Raw genomic sequence first — 17,672 nt, 5'->3', positions numbered from 1 at the left:
ATTTTTAGTTTTGTTTAATCTCCATTTGGAACGAACTGTCGACTGCATTTTGCTGCTGTTGCGCCTCTTTTACAAGAATTACATCAAGGCGTTGTTGCGCTTCTGCTTTAACTCCGTCGCTGTCGTCGTTATAATTTTCTGCAAGGCTTTTTAGCGTATGTTTGGCCTGGAACTGATCGCCATTGTCTTCGTAAATACTGGCCAGTAGCAAGAATGCTTTTCCGAGCCAATAGGTGTAGGGCGTTCCCTTGTCGATGAAGTCAACAATTTCCTCCTCAGCTTTTGCTTTGTTGTTTTCGCGGTAATAAATTTCCGCCAACAGGTATTTGGCTTCAGCTCCCTGCTCCAGTTTGGTATCTTTTGCCACATCGCGTAATGGACTGATTGCAGAACTCAGATTACCCAATTCGTAGTTTGATTTACCAATGGCATAATCGCTTTCTTTTTTCAGTGCGTCGTTGGTCACATCCGATTTTTTTACTTTTTCGGCGGCAACAATTACCTGCTGATAATTATCTTCAAGAAGATAGCACCGCATTTGCCCGGTGTTGGCACGAAGAGAATTCCATTTGCCGGTTGATTTCTCTTCCAGACGGTTAAAAAATGCCAATGCTTCACTGTAGTTTCCTGCATTATATGTCAGCTCCGATGCACGCGAAAGTGCCTGTTCTGTAAATATATTATCAGCTTGATTGGCTACAAACGAATAGTGCGAATTGGCTTCTTCGTAGTTGCCTTCTTTGTACCTGTTTTCTGCCAAATAGAAATGTGCGTTGGTAACGTAAGCTCCGTTTGGATACTGGTTAAGGTACTGTTGCAACTGTTGGTCTGCACCATCGTCGCCGGCCATATAAACGCGTTCTGCAGCAGAGTAGGTTAACTGATCCTGCTCGGATGCGCTAATGCTAACATCGCCTCCCAACTGACGTACGTAGGCAAAATAAGCATCTACATTATTCAGCTCAACATAGCAGTTTTTAATTCCCTGAAGTGCCGAATTTGCTTCGGGTGTTCCTTTAAAGTTTTCAGCAACCTCTTTGTACTGACTCAGCGCTTTGTTAAAATCGCCGTTGTTGTAATTTACCAAACCAAGCTGTAACAAGGCGTTGCGGTAATAGTTACTGTGCGGATGATTTTCAGCGATCTCCAGGTACTGTTTAACGGCCTCTGAGTTGTTGCCAATACGTTCGTTGGCACGGCCCAGTTCATACAGCGCATCATCGTAATAATCCGATTCAGGAAATTCGCGCAACAATTTATTCAGGTTCGTTATCTTTTCCATTTGCTGACGCTGAAGACCCTGGCAAAAAGCAATCTGCAGAAGCGCATAATCAGCTTCCAGCATTTTTATGCTGTAGGCGTGTTCGTAATTGTAAATCGCCTGTGTGTAATTGGTATTCGAGAAATAATAGTCGCCAATTCGGTTGTAGGCATCGGCAATTTTTGGAGTGCGTTTCCCCTGCATTTTATCCACATATTTCTGGAAATGACGTTGCGCTGCTTCCTTGTCGTTGGACTTCAGGTAGGCGTAACCCATGTTGTAATCGGCACTGAGAATTTCAGCATCAGTTGCCGATGAAGAAGTGCGTGCAAATTGATTGTACGATGCAATTGAATTGTCGTAATCGCCCACACGGTACAGTGCTTCTGATTTCCAGTAAAGTGTCCGCGATTTAATCTCCTTGTTGTAACTTCCGTTGGCGAGCGATTCATCAAAATATTCAATGGCCTCGTTGTAAGCCAGGTTGTTAAACAACTCCAGACCCCGATAAAACGTAACCCGCTGATAAGCTTTTAAAATATCGGGAGTTTTGTTTTGTATCTTATCGATCGACTCGATGGCGTCTTTATAGTTTTTGGTCACCATATAAACGTCGACCAGAATTTTGTAGGCTTCCGCATTTTTAGGCGAATTCGGATATTCGGCAATGTAGCGGTCGAACGCTTTTATGGTTTCGTTAAATGGCGAGTACGAAAGTTCGTAGGTTAATTTGGCATAACTGAACAGGGCATCTTCTTTAATTTCGGGATTAAAATCAAATTCAGATGCAGCGTTGTACGCTGTTTTTGCCTTTTCTTTTTCATCAAGTTTTATAAAACAATCGGCCAAATGATAGTAGGCATTTTGTGTCATTTCATCTTCGCCGGTGGCCGCTTTTTGCAGCAAATCAGCAGCTTCGGTGTATTTTCCTGTGTGGTAGTAGCAAAAACCCAGAATGTAATTTTCTTCGCGGGTTTTTGGGCCCGATGATTTGAAATATGTTTCCAGGTAAGGAATGGCATTTTCGTATTGTCTCAAGTGGAAATAAGAATCACCAACAATTTTCGATAACTCTGTTTGGTGTTCTTCCTGCACATCATCGATAATCGAGGTGGTGTAGTTAACCACTTCGCTGTACTTCTGCTGCTTGTAGTAAATATGACTTACATACAGCGGAATAACCTGCGAATACGCCGGATCGTTGTTCAACGCCGTAAATCCTTCCAGTGCAGCGTCGTATTCTTCGTTGAGGTACTGGATGTGCGCACAATAATAGGTGGCAGGTTTGCTGTACAGGTTATTCGAATTTCTGATCGCCATAAACTCACGATAAGCGACTTCAGTATTGCCTTGCTCCAGGTTGGCAAAACCGTTCTGGTACTGCAGTTCAATACGTTCATTTTCCGAAAGATCGTTGCGATCAACTTTTGCAAATGTTCTTACTGCAATGGAATACTGGCGCTTTTCAAACTGACTTTTTCCGAGGTTAAACAACGCGCTGTTGATGTACGGACTTTCGGGATAGGTTTCAACAAAAGTGCGGATCAGCTTGTCGCCCGACCTGTAACCGGCGTGAAGTGCTGAAACTGATTTGTAAAATTCAGCCTCCGAATAAAGTTCCGATTTGGCATCAACCCGTTTCTGAATCTTTTCAAACTGGCGATACGAAGAAATGAATTTGTTTTTATTGTAGAGCTCTTTTGCAATATCGATATCTTTCCGAACATCGTCGAAGTAGGCCGTTTGCTGGGCCATTGAGTTATGAAAAGAACCAATAATGAATAAAAGAAATATAAAGACCTTTATTGTTCTCATGCTTATATTTTCGTTTTAATGAATTTAATCCGGTAGCTGTTATTTCTTCAGCGGTGCCGTGTTTTTAAACGACGAACTAAAATAGCTATTCCATACCAGCTGAACAGTTGTTAATGCGCGTAATTCTTAACAAAAAACTGTTTATTTCTTTCCTTTATTATATCGATGGTTAAAAATTTTCAAACTATTTTAGTTGCAATTCCTATTTTATGGACAAAAAAACAGTCATACAGTTGCTTGATGCCAGCATTTATCAATACGAGAACCTCGTTCTTTCTGGTGTTGATATGGAGGTAAAGGCCGGCGAATTTATCTACGTGGTAGGGAAAGTGGGAACAGGAAAGACCACTTTGATAAAAACGCTGCATGCCGAATTGCCTTTGTTTTTTGGAACCGGAAATGTGTTGGATTTTGACCTTGTAGGAATAAAAAGTCGTGAAATAGCATTATTGCGAAGAAGATTGGGAGTGGTTTTCCAGGATTTTCGTTTGCTGACCGACCGAAATGTGTATAACAACCTGGCGTTTGTATTGAAAGCCACTGGCTGGAAAAGCAAATTAAAAATTGAAAACCGCGTGGATGAAGTACTTGAGCGTGTTGGAATGTCTCATAAAAAGGAAAAATCGCCACATCAGTTAAGTGGGGGCGAGCAACAACGTGTAGTTATTGCTCGGGCCATTTTGAATGATGCCGATATTATTCTGGCCGACGAACCAACCGGTAATCTCGATCCGGAAACGTCGGAAGAAATTCTCGACCTGTTTATCCAGTTGAATAACGAAGGAAAAACCATTTTGATGGCAACGCATGATTATGCAGCAATTTCCAAAAAACCTGCACGAACCTTGGTTTGCGCTAATGGAAAAGTGAATGATTCAGCAAAAAATTCTGATGAAATCGAGTTTGGGCATTTGCTGGAGAAGAATGTGTAATACTGTTTCTTACTTATAGAAATTCGCTAAAAATACCTTTTAAAACTTTCTCTTCGTTTTCCCAGGTTAGCTCCTTTGAAGACTGAACAAGATTGGCTTTCCAGATATTTCTTTTTCCTTCATCGTTTAATGCAGCATGTATTGATTCGGCCAGTTTTTTCGGATCGTGCGAGTTGCTGATGGCACCAATGGCGTACCTTTCAACAATTGCTTTCATCTCCGGTAAGTCGCTTGCCAACACGGGAACTCCGGCTCTGATGTAATCAAACAATTTATTAGGCAGGGCAAAACGATAATTCAGCCCCAGGTCTTCCTCTATCGATAAACCAAGATCGGCAGTCGGTGTCAGTTTGGACAATTCTTCAATAGATAACCGACCGGTGAAATGCACTTTTTCTTGCAGTTTTTCATTGTGCACCAGTTCTTCCAACTGATCTTTTATGTCTCCATCGCCGGCAACAACAAGCTGTGCACCGTCGATAAAATGCATGGCTTTAATGGCCTGTTCCAGACCTCGACCAATGTTTACAGCTCCCTGGTACAAAATGATCTTTTCCCTTTTTTCTTTTTTGATTTTCGGAACAGTTGTGTTTCCAATAGGAATATTTCTGACAACCTGAAATGGCACACCATATTTTTCAGAGTAAACAGCAGCAATGGAATCACAAACGGTATAACAATGATTTAAATTCGGAAGCATTTTGCTTTCCAGCCACTCCCAAATTCGTTTCACACGCGGGCGACCAATTAGTTCAGGTACTTCGGTAAAGTATTCGTGGCTGTCGTAAACTAGCTCAGTTCGTTTGATTTTTGAAGCGAGATAATTGGCAGCAAGCGCATCCAAATCATTAGCAAGCAGAACATCGGCTTTTCGGAACAGTAAAACCAGGAATAAGCGGAAATTGTATTCGGCGTAAAAGCAGGCTCCTTTTGTAAAACACAAACGCATTCGATGTGTTTGGTAGTTGCGATTTAGTTGCTGACTGTTCTTGAGTTTTCTGCCAACCAGTAAAACACTGAATCCCATTTTTTCGAGCGATGTACACACTTTATGCACCCGGTTGTCGGAAACCAGGTCGTTGGTAACTGAAACAATTATTTGCTTTTTGCGCTTCAAGTGAATGAAATGATTTTGTTGTAAAGATAGAAAAAGTCGGAAGTTGGAAGCGCGAAGTTGGCAGATTCTTGTTGTGGGTTCAATCTCCTTTCGGTCTTTAAACCACAAAGAATCACAAAGCAGGCACTAAGTTTCACAAAGATCATGATGAAGGATGATATTTGAATCAATTAGACATTTTTTCAATTAAAGCATTAAATCATTGAAAGCAAATTAATCCTTAATCCTTCCTCATTAATCGTTTCACCTTTTATCTTTGCGCAAAATTTATTCTATGATCCGCTTTTCAGAAAATCATTCGCTAAAGGCACACAATACATTTGGCATCGATGCCAAGGCTAAATATTATTTCGAATTTACCGATCTCGAAGATCTGGAGGTATTTCTAAAATCCAACAAAAGCTGGAAAGAGGAGAAGTTGATCGTTTTGGGGGAGGGAAGTAATATTTTATTCATGAATGATTTCGACGGATTGGTAATTCACCCAAATGTGCCCGGAATGAATTCGGTTTGGGAAGACCGTAATCATGAGTGGATCGAAGTTGGAGCCGGTGAAGTTTGGGACGAATTTGTTGAATTCGCAGTAAACCAAAGTTTGGGTGGAGCCGAAAATCTGTCGTTGATACCCGGAAAAGTTGGTGCTGCACCGGTGCAAAATATTGGTGCGTATGGGCAGGAAGTTTGCCGGCTGATTGAAAAGGTAAAAGGTTTTGATCTGGAAAAAGGATGTGCCGCCGAGTTTTCTGCCACAGAATGTGGATTTGCATACCGAAACAGTGTTTTTAAAAATTACCTGAAAAACCGTTTCATTATTACTTCCGTGATTTTCCGATTGGATAAATTTCCTGAATTTAATCTTGGTTATGGACAGTTGGAAGAAAAAGTAAAAGAAAAAGGTGAGACGAATCTTCAATCGATACGTGAAGCTGTAATCGAAATCCGTTCATCAAAACTTCCTGATGTAAAAGAACTGGGTAATGCGGGTAGCTTTTTCAAAAATCCGGTGGTCGACAATGAAATTGTTGAACAGCTTAAGGAAAAATACAAAGATTTGCCTGTTTATTCCGGAGGAGAAGGAAAATCGAAACTGGCTGCCGGCTGGCTGATTGAACAAGCCGGATGGAAAGGAAAACGCATTGGCGATGCCGGAGTTCATGAAAAGCAGGCTCTGGTATTGGTGAATTATGGCAAGGCCACCGGCAAAGATATTTACGCACTTTCTGAAGAGATTTGTAAATCCGTTTCCGAGAAATTTCGCGTTTCGCTGGAACGTGAGGTAAACTGCATTTAAGAAAGTTTATCAATACCTTCCAATTTTAATTGCTCGCAGATATCGCGGATTAACGCAGATACAAATCGTAAGCCTTTCCTAAAATCTGCGATAATTAGCGTAATCTGCGTGAACCTTTTTAGAGGAGGAAGTAAGTTGCATTCACAAGATATTCAAGAAAATTTAAGCCATAAAAAAATCCCGGCGTCCAGACCGGGATTTTTATTTTTTATTGATGTTGTGTCCTAATTTCTTAGGTGGATTTGTAGATGCAAAAATACATATTGACACTAAAATCAAAATGACCTTTATCATACGCCACTTTTCAAAATCCGAACTTTAGGAAACCAATTCAGCATTTTATTGTTCTTTTCAAACAAGCCGGATTTGAAAACTAACAGGGTGATTTTTGCCCGGATTAAACAATTCTTTTGATTATGCCACATACAAATGCGCTTATAAATGCTACCTCGCCGTACCTTTTGCAGCATGCTCATAATCCTGTAAACTGGCAGGCCTGGAGCGAAGAGCTTGTTGAAAAGGCCAGAGCCGAAGACAAGCTTATTTTGGTGAGTATTGGTTATGCCGCCTGTCATTGGTGCCATGTAATGGAGCACGAAAGTTTTGAGGATGAAAAGGTTGCTGCCGTGATGAACGAGAATTTTGTTTGTATTAAAGTCGACCGTGAAGAGCGCCCCGACGTGGATCATTATTATATGAGTGCCGTTCAGTTGATGGGGCAACAGGGCGGCTGGCCATTAAATGTAATTGCTTTGCCCGATGGAAGGCCAATTTGGGGCGGAACTTATTTCCCGAAAGATACGTGGGTAGAAAACCTGAAGACTGTTGCTGCATTTTGTAAGGGAAAACGAAGTCAGGCCGAAGAATATGCTTCCCGTTTGCAAGAGGGAATTCAGCAGGTTTCGTTGATGCCTGAAGTGGAATCCGAAGTTTCGGTAAGTAAAGAACTTCTGCAACGTGGTGTTGATGGCTGGAAAAAACAGTTCGATTATGATGAAGGTGGAAGGGCAGGTGCTCCGAAATTCCCGATGCCTGTAAACCTCGACTTTCAGCTTTATTATGGTTTTATGAATTCGGATCAAGCGGTTCTCGATTATGTTGAAACCACTTTGTTGAAAATGGCACGCGGAGGCATATATGATCAGGTGGGCGGTGGTTTTGCGCGCTACTCGGTTGATGAAAAATGGAAAGTACCGCATTTCGAAAAAATGTTGTACGACAACGGACAGCTCATCAGTATCTATTCAAAAGCCTGGCAGTATTTTCAGAATGAAGAGTTTAAAACGGTGGTTTATGAAACCATTGCTTTTATCGAGCGGGAACTGATGGATGAAAATGGTGCATTTTATTCGTCGTTAGATGCTGATAGCGAAGGTGAAGAAGGAAAATTTTATGTTTGGAAGAAGGCTGAAATCCAGGAATTTTTAGGCGACGAATATTCTTTGTTCGAAGAATATTACAATGTGAATAGCAAAGGTTTTTGGGAGCACAATAATTACATTCTCCTGCGTGATATTTCAAATGAAGAATTTGCTGAAAAACATGATTTGAGTTTGCATCAGCTGCAGGTAAAAGTTGGTAAATGGAAATATGCCTTGCTGAAAGCACGAAGCAAACGCGTACGTCCGGGGCTTGACGATAAAACGCTGACATCGTGGAATGCGCTGGTGTTAAAAGGGCTGGCGGATGCCTACAAAGCTTTCAGAAATGAGGAGTTTTTGAGCCTGGCAATAAAAAATGCTGATTTCATTGAAAATAACCTGATGAAGGACGATGGTCAGCTTTTCCATAGCTGGAAAAAAGGCATTACTTCGATCGATGGTTTTTTGGAAGATTATGCCTTATTGATTGAAGCATTTCTGGCAGTGTACGAGGTTTCGGGAGATGAAAAATGGCTGGCGTTGTCGGATAAATTGGTGGAGTACACTTTTGCGCATTTCTTCGATAAACAGAAACAACTTTTTTACTTCAACCGGTTTAATGCGGCCGCAGTGATTACCAATCATTTTCAGAAAGAAGATAATGTAATTCCTTCTGCCAACTCGGTGATGGCCAACAACCTGCACCGTTTGTATTTAATTCATGGCAAACCAGAATTGTTGGAAACTGCCAGAAAGATGCTGCAGTACATAACGCCACATTTTTGTAATTACCCGATGGCTTATGCCAATTGGGGAACGCTGCTGCTAAAATTAACGGCACCTTATTTCGAGGTGGCTGTTTGTGGTATCAATTCGCGTTTATTGCTCAAAAAATTACAACGTGGTTTTCAGCCGCATGTGCTTTGGGCTGTTGCGGAAAAGAACAGTGAAGTTCCGCTATTAAAAGATCGATTTTTTCATACAACGGATTTGATCTATGTGTGTAAAAATGGTTCGTGTGAATTGCCGGTGGAAGAAGTGGAAGAGGCGGCAGAAAAGATTCGGATATAATGAAACGGAAAGAAGTTTTAATTGTTGGACAAGGACTAGCCGGAACATTGTTGGCATTTGAATTGTATTTTGCCGGAGTGGATGTTTGTATCGTTAATAATCCGCAAAAAAGCACAGCAACGCGAGTAGCTGCGGGTATGGTAAATCCGCTGGTGTTTAAACGAATGACCAAAAGCTGGATGGTGGATGAGTTATTGCCGGTTATGAAAAAACGTTACCGTCAGCTGGAAGAATTATTGGGAGAACAATTTTATTTCGATCTGCCCATGCTTAAACCGCTGTCGGAGCAGGAAACTGAATTGTGGCAACAACGAAAAACCGACGAAAAGTTTGCGCCATTTATTGACGATATTCGCGAAAACAGTCCGGTTAATCGAGTTTTCAAATCACATGCCTACGGAATTGTAAAAGGATCGGGCTACTTAAAAACAGGTCTTTTTCTGGATGCCGCCAAACGTTTCTTTGAACAGAATGAAATGTTGATCGAAGCTGATTTTCCGTCCAATCAGAGCAATTTTGAAGATCACATTTTTCAGAATATTCAGTTCGATAAACTTGTATTTTGTGAAGGACACTACCTAAAAACACATCCCTTGTTTGAATTTGTGCGACTGCAACCTGCAAAAGGGGAGGTCTTGCAGATTTATGCGCCCGATCTTTCGGAAAAATATATTATTAACCGCCGTGTTTTTGTTTTGCCCATCGGCGATCATCGATTTAAAGTTGGTTCCACTTACGAATGGAAAGACCTCACGGATACACCAACCGAGGAAGGAAAATTTTCGATAATTGAACGTTTAAAAGATCTTATACATGTTGACTTTAAAGTGGAAGAGCATTGGGCAGGTGTTCGTCCAACGGTTGTTGATCGGCGGCCTGTTTTGGGAAAACATCCGGCGCATGAACACATGTATCTTTTTAACGGTCTGGGAACAAAAGGGGTGATGCTGGCACCTTTTTTTGCTACCGAAATGAAAAACCTGATTTTAAATGGAAATTACTCGGTTAGCAAAGAAGTTGATCTGGCCCGGTTTATATAGTACGCTGTTATGTTTACAAACTTTTTTATTCAACCTTTGTTCTATTTTCCTTAACTTGAGTTTCAAAAATATTACCAAACAGATTTAAGATGAAAAAACTACTGATTTTATTTTTATTAATTCCCGCATTTGCTTTTGCTCAGGAAGAAAAGAAGGACACGCTTTGGACAACAAGCGGTAGCACGACTTTAAATTTTTCGCAGGTTTCGTTGAGCAACTGGGCAGCCGGTGGAAAAAGTTCCATGTCGGGAGTGTTTATGGTGAACTACGCTGCAAATTATAAAAAAGACAAATTGAGCTGGGACAATACCTTTGATTTTCGTTACGGCTTTTTAAAGGAAGAAGATCAGGATTTGCGCAAATCGGATGATATGATCGATATCAGTTCGAAACTGGGTATCGAAGCCAAAAAGAACTGGTATTATTCGGCTTTGTTGGGTTTTAAATCGCAGTTTGCTGCTGGTTATGACTATCCGGATACCGATAATCCAATTTCTAAATTTATGGCGCCGGGTTACCTGAATCTTGGTTTAGGTATGGATTACAAAACTGATGAGTTTTCATTAATGATGGCACCGGTGTCAGGGAAATTTACTTTTGTTACCGACAACGATCTTTCTGATGAAGGTGCTTTTGGTGTTGAAGAAGGAAATAAACTACGTGCAGAACTTGGTGCAACGGTTAAAGCACAGTTCAAAAAAGACATTTGGGAAAACGTGACCCTGGATACAAAAGTTGATCTGTTCTCGAATTACCTCGATCAACCTAAAAATATCGATGTCGACTGGACATTCAAGATCATTATGAAAGTGAACGACTACCTGTCGGCGAACCTGATTACACAGATGATTTATGATAATGATGTAAAAATTCAGGGCGACGATGAAAACCTTGCGCCATCGCCTGCTTTGCAGTTTATGGAGTCGTTTGGAGTCGGACTGACGTTTAAATTCTAATTGAAAATATAATTTCGAAGGAAATGCTTTCTGCAATTTGTGGAAAGCTTTTTTGTTTATCCTAAATAACAAAGGCTGCTCTATAAAAACAGGGCAGCCTTTGTTGATTCAGTGATATCTAATCTATCTTTTTTCATAAGGTGGATGATCAGGCCAAACCACCGGATTTTTATCCAGTTCTTGTTTTACCCATTTAATGGCTTCTTCCAGCTGGTTATCAACTCCATTGGCCAGTTTCTGGTAATCTTCCAAAACGGGTATGTCGGGATCAACACCATGTCCTTCTTTAAACCAGTCTCCGTCCGGGTCATACATTCTGAATGTAGGAGCTGTAACAGAACCGCCGTCAACAAACGCTGGCATTCCGCTAATACCGATCAGTCCTCCCCAGGTTCTTGATCCGATAAGCGGGCCCAAGCCGCTTTTTCTGAAATAATCTGGGAAGGCGTCACCGCCGGAACCGCTCCATCCGTTAATTAACATGGCCTGAGGTCCGAAATGAGCTACAGGAGGCCATTGCCAGTCGTGCCCGTCGCGAACAGCCCAGTAGGCAAGTACTTTGCGGTTCAGCATTTCAATAAAACGATCAGGAATTTGTCCACCGCTGTTAAAACGCTCGTCAATAATCAAGCCTTCCTTGTTCCATTGCGCATAAAATTGTCTTGCCAATTCATTCTGACCGTCAATGCCGGTGCTGCGAACATAAATGTACCCGATCTTTCCGTCGCTGAGTTCATCAACCCTCTTCCGCTTTTCTTCAATCCATTTCAAATGCCTCAACCGGGTTTCGTCGCTTATCGTTTTTACAACCACTTTTTTGGCATCGCCGGCCGAACCACTTGAGCTAACCGTCAGTTCCACAGTTTTTCCGCCTAATCCACTAAAAGCGGCCGCAGGAGCTTTATCCACCGTAAGCGGAATACCATTAACGGCCAAAATGTAATCGCCCACTTTTACATCAACACCCGGGGCTGCCAGTGGCGAACGCGCTTCAGCATCCCAAACGGCTCCTTCCAGAATTTCAGCTATCTGGTAGGCATTATTCGAAATTTGCCAGTTTACACCAAGATAACCGGTATTTCTGGTGCTCGTTTTTTCCAAATCACCACCGCCTTTGTAGGTGTGCGAGGCATTCATTTCACCGATCAGCTCGCCAATTACAAAATTCACATCCTCGCGGCTTGAAGCCTGATCAAGTAACTTTTCGTATTGTGTTTTAACGGCGTCCCAATCCAGACCGTGCATATTTTTATCGTAGAAGAAATCGCGTTCAAAACGCCATGCATCGGTAAAAATCTGCTTCCATTCTTCTTTTGGGTAGACCGTGATCTCTATTTCACCCGTAGGTACAAATTTCTCCGCTTTTTGGTCGGCTTTAACGTCTATAATGCTCAGCTTTCCTTTGTCGGAAATCATCATCTTTTTACCATCGGCCGAGAGAACAAAACCGCCGGCATTTCCAATAATGGTTTTTGTTTCTCGTTCTTCAATATCCCAGTAAACCACCGGTCTTTTGGCGTTCTCTCCACGTGTATTCGAAAGATCCTGATAGATGATCTTGCCACTTGAAGCCATCAGGTCGCTGTAATTACCCGCATCAATCGGTAGCAATTCCAGGCGTTTTTCCATGTCCTGAAAATCAATGGTCACCGATTTGTCATCTCCGTCTTCCTCCTTGTCCGCTTCCTTATCTTTCTCTTTGTCATCTTTTATTTCCAGTTTATCGTTCTCCGGTTCAATTAACGATGGCGTATCAGCCTGCAGGCTAATGGCTGCCACCATTGTGGAGTAATTATAGATAAACGAATTGTCGAAGTCGCTGTAATCAGGTGTCATCGAGCGGTTGGTCAATACGTATAAATATTTGCCGTCCGGATCGAAAACCGGATTGTAGTTGGAGTAAAAATCGCTTGTAACTTGTTTCTTTTCTCCTGTTTGAGTGTCGTAAATAAATACGATGTTGTTACGGTTTAGCGTACCTCTGCTCCAGGTCAACCATCGACTGTCGCCGGACCATGAAGCGGTGAAATTCTCCAGAGGTCCCTGGAACATCCACAATCCTTTATCGATCGTTTTTGTCTCTCCGCTTGCAATTGTGCAGATATTGATATCCATGGTTTGATCGACAAAAGCGACCTTTTTGGCATCGGGCGACCAGAAAATGTTATAGCGGTAACCGGCACCTAAATTCGTTACTTTTTTAGCCGTTTCGGTTTCAGTGTTGTAAACCATCAATTCGTATTCGCCTGATTCGTCGCTCCAATAAGCGATCATCTTCCCGTCGGGCGACCATGCCGGGTAACGTTCTGCTGACCCCGAACTTTGTGTGAGGTTTAAAATCACTCCTTTTTCTGCAGGCACGGAAATAATCTCTCCACGTGTTTCTACTACAGCACGTTTTCCATCGGGCGAGATATTGGCATGTTGAATATAGGCCTGACCTTTTACCGCTTTTGGTAACGAAGCAACCTGGTCGGAAACAACCTGAATGGAAACTTCTTTGTAATCGTTGCTGGCAAGATTTAGCAGGTAGAGTTTTCCGCCGGCCTCAAATACCAACTCTTCCGGACCTATGGAAGGGAAGTGTACGTCGTAATCAGTAAAATGAGTGATCTGCGTATTTGTTTTTGATCCCGTATCGTATTTCCAGATGTTATAACGTTTACTTGCTCCGTTGTCGGATAAATAGTAAAGGGCATCGTCGCTCCACATCGGAAGCTCGTCGCTGGCGTCGTTATTTGAAATGTTTGTGGTGGCGTAATCATCCATGTTCATTACATAGATATCTGAAGCCATTCCTCCACGATAACGTTTCCAGGTGCGATTTACGCGCGATTTATCGGTAAACGCAACTTGTTTTCCGTCGTGCGAAACGCTTCCAAAACCTACATAAGCAGGTGGAAGTTTAGTAGCCAATCCACCGTTTTTGTCAATTGCGAATAACTGGTTAAAACGTTGCCGGCCACTTTCATTTCCCGATGTAAAAAGTATCTGTTCACCATCAGGATGCCAGTCGTTTATGATTGCTCCGTTATAAGTAACACGCGTTGGAATACCTCCCATAAACGGAACGGTATACACATCTCTCGAACCGTCGTAGTTGGCCGAGTAGGCAATGGTTTGTCCATCGGGTGAGAACTTTGGCAGAATTTCTTCTCCGGAAGGAGAACTCAATCGTGAAGCTTGTCCGCCTTCTTTTGCAACAATCCAGATGTCGCCCGCATAAACAAAAGTAATGTGGGTTTTCGAAACATCGGAGTACCTGAAAAGACTTGCATCAACTTGCGCCTGGGCAAAAGAACAGGTAAAAGCAAAGAAGAGGCTTAACAAAATGCTTTTTTTCATAGTGCTTGATTTTAAATGTGAATATTTTGATAACCTACTAAGCTGTTGATTGTTCATTATCTGTTAAAATCATCAATAAGTAACTGTCGTTGGGGATCGGATTTTTGTTTTCCGGCTGAATTTTTCAGCAAACAAAAAGTTACGGATAAATAAGGTAAAAGGCAATTGAGTTTATGACGCTAGAGTTAAGTTAGGAGGAATTAAAAAATATAGTATTTCGAAATAAGATACAGGAAAGCTTTACCACAAAGCTTCACAAAGTAGACACGAAGTTTCACAAAGAGGAATGAAGAGCTGACGTTTACAATTTATCAATTTCACAATTTAACAGTTTTTCAATCTCATTCAATCTAGTATCAATCTCCATCAATCTTTTTGCTAGCGACTCGCGGCTCGAAGCTAGTGTCTAATCTTACAATACCGTCCCCAAAGTAATCAGCAAAATTCCGGTAAGAATTCCAACAAGATAAGCGCCTTTCTTTTTCAGGTTTTGTTCTTTAAACAGCAAACCGCCAATTACAAAAGCTACCAGAACACTTCCGCGGCGCAGTGCTGAAATTACCGAGATTAAAGCATCTTCGTTGCTGAGGGCATAAAAGTAGAGGTAGTCGGCAATTACCAGGAAAACACCGATCAGCGGGATAGTCCAACGCCACTCGAAACTGATGTTTTTGCGTTTCCTGATTTTTTCGTTCAGCAAAACAAAAGGAAGCAGTATTACCACCTGGTACACCGAAAACCAGGCTTGTACAGCCACGCGGTCTATTCGTTGTAAGATGAATTTATCGTACAGGCCGCTGCAGGCGCCAAGCAGTGTTCCGGCAACAATAAAATAAATCCACTTGTTGCGTTTAAAATGAATGCCTTCTGCTTTTCCAGCGGTGGAGAAGAGGTAGAAAAATACCAGGGTGATGGCAATTCCAATCCACTGATATACATTCAATCGTTCGTGAAAAATGATCAAAGCCCCGATGAGCGTCCACAGTGGCCCGGTGGCCCGGATAGGTGCTACAATGGTAATGGGCAGGTGTTTCAGTGCAAAAAACGCCAGTACCCAACTCGACACTACGATCGCGGATTTCAGCAAAACCTGCAGGTGCTCGGCAAAAGTGATCTGCGGAACAAAAAGGCCGGTACCTGTTAAAACGTCGGGTGATTTTAGCGAGATAAGAATAAGTGGCGTAAACAGCAGCGTGCTGGCAACCGTTGAAAAAAACAATACCGGCATAACCGCATTGCCGTTAACCGATTGCTTTTTAAAAATGTCGTAAATGCCCAGAAATAAGGCCGATGCTAATCCGAATAGTGCCCACATAATGCGTTGTAAAGCCGTCAAAAGTAGGCGTTTTCGGTGAACTTAACATTTCCTAAAGGTTATGATTTTGGTGAAATCTATTTCCTATCATTATTTTCGATGCAAATTTTAAAAACCAAAGTACACTTGTTTTGTTTCAAGCATTAAGAGTAAAAACATGAAAATTATTAAACAAAAACAATTGGCATTGCTAATGATGGTGGCAGGAGCTATTGGAGGTTTCCTGTACTGGCGGTTTGTGGGCTGCGAAAGTGGTACCTGTGCCATTAAATCGGTTTGGTACTGGAGCACGCTGTGGGGAGCTGCCGTTGGTTACCTGTTGGGCGACGCCATAAACGATTTTGTTGTAAAGCGAAAAAAGAGAACTGAAGAGAATGATAGCCAAGTTTAAAAGTATCATAAATTGTAATCGTCCGGTGTTGGTCGACTTTTATGCCGATTGGTGTGGCCCGTGCAAACAAATGCCCGCCATTCTGAAGCAGGTGAAAGCCGAGCTGAAAGAAAATGTCAAGATCATAAAAGTGGATGTCGACCGTAACCCGAACATTGCATCGAAATATCAGATCAGAAGCATTCCAACACTGATGCTTTTTAAAGAAGGAGAACTGAAGTGGAGTGGGATGGGCGTGCGTCCGGCCCACGAAGTTAAAAGTATTGTTGAGCGATTTTTGTAATTTTGGGCATGACTGACGCTCAAAATATCTTCTATACCTCCATATCGACGTATTATTCCGAGATCTTTCCGTTTAATCCCATGCAGCTAAAGTTTGTAAAAAACAAGCTGGGTGAGTTGTATGGCAAGTCAATTCTCGATATTGGTTGCGCCACCGGCGAACTGGCCTTTCAACTGGTAACAGGTGGGGCAGAAGTTACCGGAATCGATCTGAATGAGGATCTCCTGCAACAAGCCATCAGCAATAAGAAACACGAAAAGCTCACTTTTCAGCAGGGAAATATGCTGGAACTGACAACGGATTTTAAAGCGCAGCAATTTGAGGCGGTTTTGTGTTTTGGAAATACTTTGGTTCATCTGAATTCCGAAGCGCTTGTTTTGCAGATGTTGGTAGGTGCTGAAACCGTTTTAAAGCCCGGTGGAAAATTGCTGATCCAGTTACTGAACTACGATTACATTTGCGGCCAACGTGTTGAAGCGCTGCCTTTGATCGAAACTGAAAATATCCGGTTTATCCGCCGTTATAATTTCTCCGACGATTCCGAACTGATCGGTTTTCAAACCGACCTCGAAATAAAAGCTGAAAACCACACTGTATCGAACGAAACATCTTTGCTGGCTTTAAAAAGTGAAACATTAAAAGCACTTTTGGAAAAAGCCGGTTTCCGAAACATTGAGTTTTACGCCAACTTTAAACAGGATGCTTTCGGTGGAAAACATTTGCCTTTGGTGGTGAGTTGTGAGAAGTAGTTAGTTTGGTGGCCGTCTGAAAAAGTTTTTGATAACTTTTATCAACTAATGATTTGTAAGTAACCACTTAGATTATTACCCCTAAATCCCCTGTAGGGGACTTTAAGCCTCCCTCTTTAGGGGAGGTTTGGAGGGGTGAGATAAAAAGTTGATAGCCTCATTTCTGGATCACAAAATTGCAACTGTTATTTAACCACGAATATCTATCTTGCGAACACTAAAAAGAAAGCTATGACACGAAAAGTATATTACCTATCAACCTGCGATACCTGCAAACGAATTATGATAGAAGTGAATGTTGACGACAGTTTTGTTCAGCAGGATATAAAGACCGAACCGATCACCGAAGAACAGGTGGAAAGCTTTTACGCTTTTACTAAAAGTTACGAAGCACTGATTAATAAACGTGCCCGGAAATTGAAAGCTGTCCTTGAAGACAACCCCGTAAAAACCGATGCCGATTATAAAAAACTGTTGTTAATGGATTACACCTTCCTGAAACGCCCGGTATTTGAAATCGATGGAAAACTTTTTGTTGGAAATGCCGCAAAAACTGTGGCAGAAATAAAAGCGGCTTTAGCAAAAGAATAGTAACCCAGGACAATCCCCTTGGGGAGCACGTTTATTCCCTTGGTCAGAAGAACAATTCCCTTGTCCTTCATAGATATTCCCTAAGTAATCGTGTAAACTTCCCCTTTTTAGGACTACTCAAAAATAGATTATTTTCTTTTTTATAACCAAATTC

At 41.8% G+C, this 17,672-nt stretch carries 13 protein-coding genes; 9 read left to right on the top strand and 4 right to left on the bottom strand.

Annotated elements, in window-relative coordinates:
• Window positions 1-4: 4 nt before the first annotated feature.
• Window positions 5-3,076, bottom strand: a complete 3,072-nt coding sequence (locus tag SLH46_RS12685) for a tetratricopeptide repeat protein (protein ID WP_320281568.1) — start codon at window positions 3,074-3,076, stop codon at window positions 5-7.
• Window positions 3,077-3,285: 209 nt separating this feature from the next.
• Here SLH46_RS12685 and SLH46_RS12680 point away from each other — a divergent pair, with 209 nt between their 5' ends.
• On the top strand, window positions 3,286-4,008 hold the full coding sequence (locus tag SLH46_RS12680; protein ID WP_320281567.1) for a cell division ATP-binding protein FtsE: 723 nt from the start codon (window positions 3,286-3,288) through the stop codon (window positions 4,006-4,008).
• A 13-nt stretch (window positions 4,009-4,021) separates the two neighbouring features.
• Here SLH46_RS12680 and SLH46_RS12675 read toward each other — a convergent pair whose 3' ends face one another.
• Entirely contained in the window at window positions 4,022-5,125 is a 1,104-nt protein-coding gene (locus SLH46_RS12675; protein ID WP_320281566.1) for a glycosyltransferase, read from the bottom strand.
• A 274-nt stretch (window positions 5,126-5,399) separates the two neighbouring features.
• Here SLH46_RS12675 and murB point away from each other — a divergent pair, with 274 nt between their 5' ends.
• The 4 genes from murB (at window position 5,400) to SLH46_RS12655 (ending at window position 10,844) form a co-directional block, all read left to right on the top strand.
• Entirely contained in the window at window positions 5,400-6,416 is a 1,017-nt protein-coding gene (murB, locus tag SLH46_RS12670; protein WP_320281565.1) for a UDP-N-acetylmuramate dehydrogenase, read from the top strand.
• A 416-nt stretch (window positions 6,417-6,832) separates the two neighbouring features.
• Window positions 6,833-8,848 carry a thioredoxin domain-containing protein gene (locus tag SLH46_RS12665; protein WP_320281564.1) on the top strand — a complete coding sequence of 672 codons (2,016 nt, stop codon included), beginning with the start codon at window positions 6,833-6,835 and terminating at the stop codon, window positions 8,846-8,848.
• The gene (locus SLH46_RS12660; RefSeq protein WP_320281563.1) at window positions 8,848-9,888 is read left to right on the top strand and encodes an NAD(P)/FAD-dependent oxidoreductase; all 1,041 of its coding nucleotides are present in this window, start codon (window positions 8,848-8,850) and stop codon (window positions 9,886-9,888) included. The genes SLH46_RS12665 and SLH46_RS12660 overlap by 1 nt, the downstream gene beginning before the upstream one ends.
• Window positions 9,889-9,977: 89 nt before the next feature.
• The gene (locus tag SLH46_RS12655) at window positions 9,978-10,844 is read left to right on the top strand and encodes a DUF3078 domain-containing protein (protein WP_320281562.1); all 867 of its coding nucleotides are present in this window, start codon (window positions 9,978-9,980) and stop codon (window positions 10,842-10,844) included.
• A gap of 123 nt (window positions 10,845-10,967) precedes the next feature.
• Here SLH46_RS12655 and SLH46_RS12650 read toward each other — a convergent pair whose 3' ends face one another.
• Together SLH46_RS12650 and SLH46_RS12645 are read right to left on the bottom strand one after the other, a co-directional pair.
• Entirely contained in the window at window positions 10,968-14,189 is a 3,222-nt protein-coding gene (locus tag SLH46_RS12650) for a S41 family peptidase (protein ID WP_320281561.1), read from the bottom strand.
• 412 nt (window positions 14,190-14,601) lie between these two features.
• Window positions 14,602-15,525: a DMT family transporter gene (locus tag SLH46_RS12645; RefSeq protein ID WP_320281560.1), complete on the bottom strand. Its 924-nt coding sequence runs from the start codon at window positions 15,523-15,525 to the stop codon at window positions 14,602-14,604.
• Window positions 15,526-15,661: 136 nt separating this feature from the next.
• Here SLH46_RS12645 and SLH46_RS12640 point away from each other — a divergent pair, with 136 nt between their 5' ends.
• From SLH46_RS12640 to SLH46_RS12625, 4 genes are all read left to right on the top strand, one after another.
• A complete protein-coding gene (locus SLH46_RS12640) occupies window positions 15,662-15,895 on the top strand; it encodes a DUF6132 family protein (protein WP_320281559.1) in 234 nt (77 codons plus the stop codon).
• Window positions 15,879-16,178 carry a thioredoxin gene (gene trxA / locus SLH46_RS12635; protein WP_320281558.1) on the top strand — a complete coding sequence of 100 codons (300 nt, stop codon included), beginning with the start codon at window positions 15,879-15,881 and terminating at the stop codon, window positions 16,176-16,178. The genes SLH46_RS12640 and trxA overlap by 17 nt, the downstream gene beginning before the upstream one ends.
• An 8-nt stretch (window positions 16,179-16,186) precedes the next feature.
• Window positions 16,187-16,927: a class I SAM-dependent methyltransferase gene (locus SLH46_RS12630; protein ID WP_320281557.1), complete on the top strand. Its 741-nt coding sequence runs from the start codon at window positions 16,187-16,189 to the stop codon at window positions 16,925-16,927.
• Between the two features lie 231 nt (window positions 16,928-17,158).
• A complete protein-coding gene (locus SLH46_RS12625; protein ID WP_320281556.1) occupies window positions 17,159-17,518 on the top strand; it encodes an arsenate reductase family protein in 360 nt (119 codons plus the stop codon).
• Window positions 17,519-17,672: the final 154 nt, after the last annotated feature.

The organism is Draconibacterium sp. IB214405 (assembly GCF_033963885.1).
GTDB lineage: Bacteria > Bacteroidota > Bacteroidia > Bacteroidales > Prolixibacteraceae > Draconibacterium.
The sequence above is the reverse complement of the archived record's forward strand: the minus strand, read 5'-3'. Positions and strand labels throughout refer to the sequence as shown.

What these genes read in the sequence shown, in the direction of transcription:
- SLH46_RS12685 (WP_320281568.1), bottom strand. Translation starts at nt 3,076, where the DNA reads ATGAGAACAATAAAGGTCTTTATATTTCTTTTATTCATTATTGGTTCT.
- SLH46_RS12680 (WP_320281567.1), top strand. Translation starts at nt 3,286, where the DNA reads ATGGACAAAAAAACAGTCATACAGTTGCTTGATGCCAGCATTTATCAA.
- murB (WP_320281565.1), top strand. Translation starts at nt 5,400, where the DNA reads ATGATCCGCTTTTCAGAAAATCATTCGCTAAAGGCACACAATACATTT.
- SLH46_RS12665 (WP_320281564.1), top strand. Translation starts at nt 6,833, where the DNA reads ATGCCACATACAAATGCGCTTATAAATGCTACCTCGCCGTACCTTTTG.
- SLH46_RS12660 (WP_320281563.1), top strand. Translation starts at nt 8,848, where the DNA reads ATGAAACGGAAAGAAGTTTTAATTGTTGGACAAGGACTAGCCGGAACA.
- SLH46_RS12655 (WP_320281562.1), top strand. Translation starts at nt 9,978, where the DNA reads ATGAAAAAACTACTGATTTTATTTTTATTAATTCCCGCATTTGCTTTT.
- SLH46_RS12650 (WP_320281561.1), bottom strand. Translation starts at nt 14,189, where the DNA reads ATGAAAAAAAGCATTTTGTTAAGCCTCTTCTTTGCTTTTACCTGTTCT.
- SLH46_RS12640 (WP_320281559.1), top strand. Translation starts at nt 15,662, where the DNA reads ATGAAAATTATTAAACAAAAACAATTGGCATTGCTAATGATGGTGGCA.
- trxA (WP_320281558.1), top strand. Translation starts at nt 15,879, where the DNA reads ATGATAGCCAAGTTTAAAAGTATCATAAATTGTAATCGTCCGGTGTTG.
- SLH46_RS12630 (WP_320281557.1), top strand. Translation starts at nt 16,187, where the DNA reads ATGACTGACGCTCAAAATATCTTCTATACCTCCATATCGACGTATTAT.
- SLH46_RS12625 (WP_320281556.1), top strand. Translation starts at nt 17,159, where the DNA reads ATGACACGAAAAGTATATTACCTATCAACCTGCGATACCTGCAAACGA.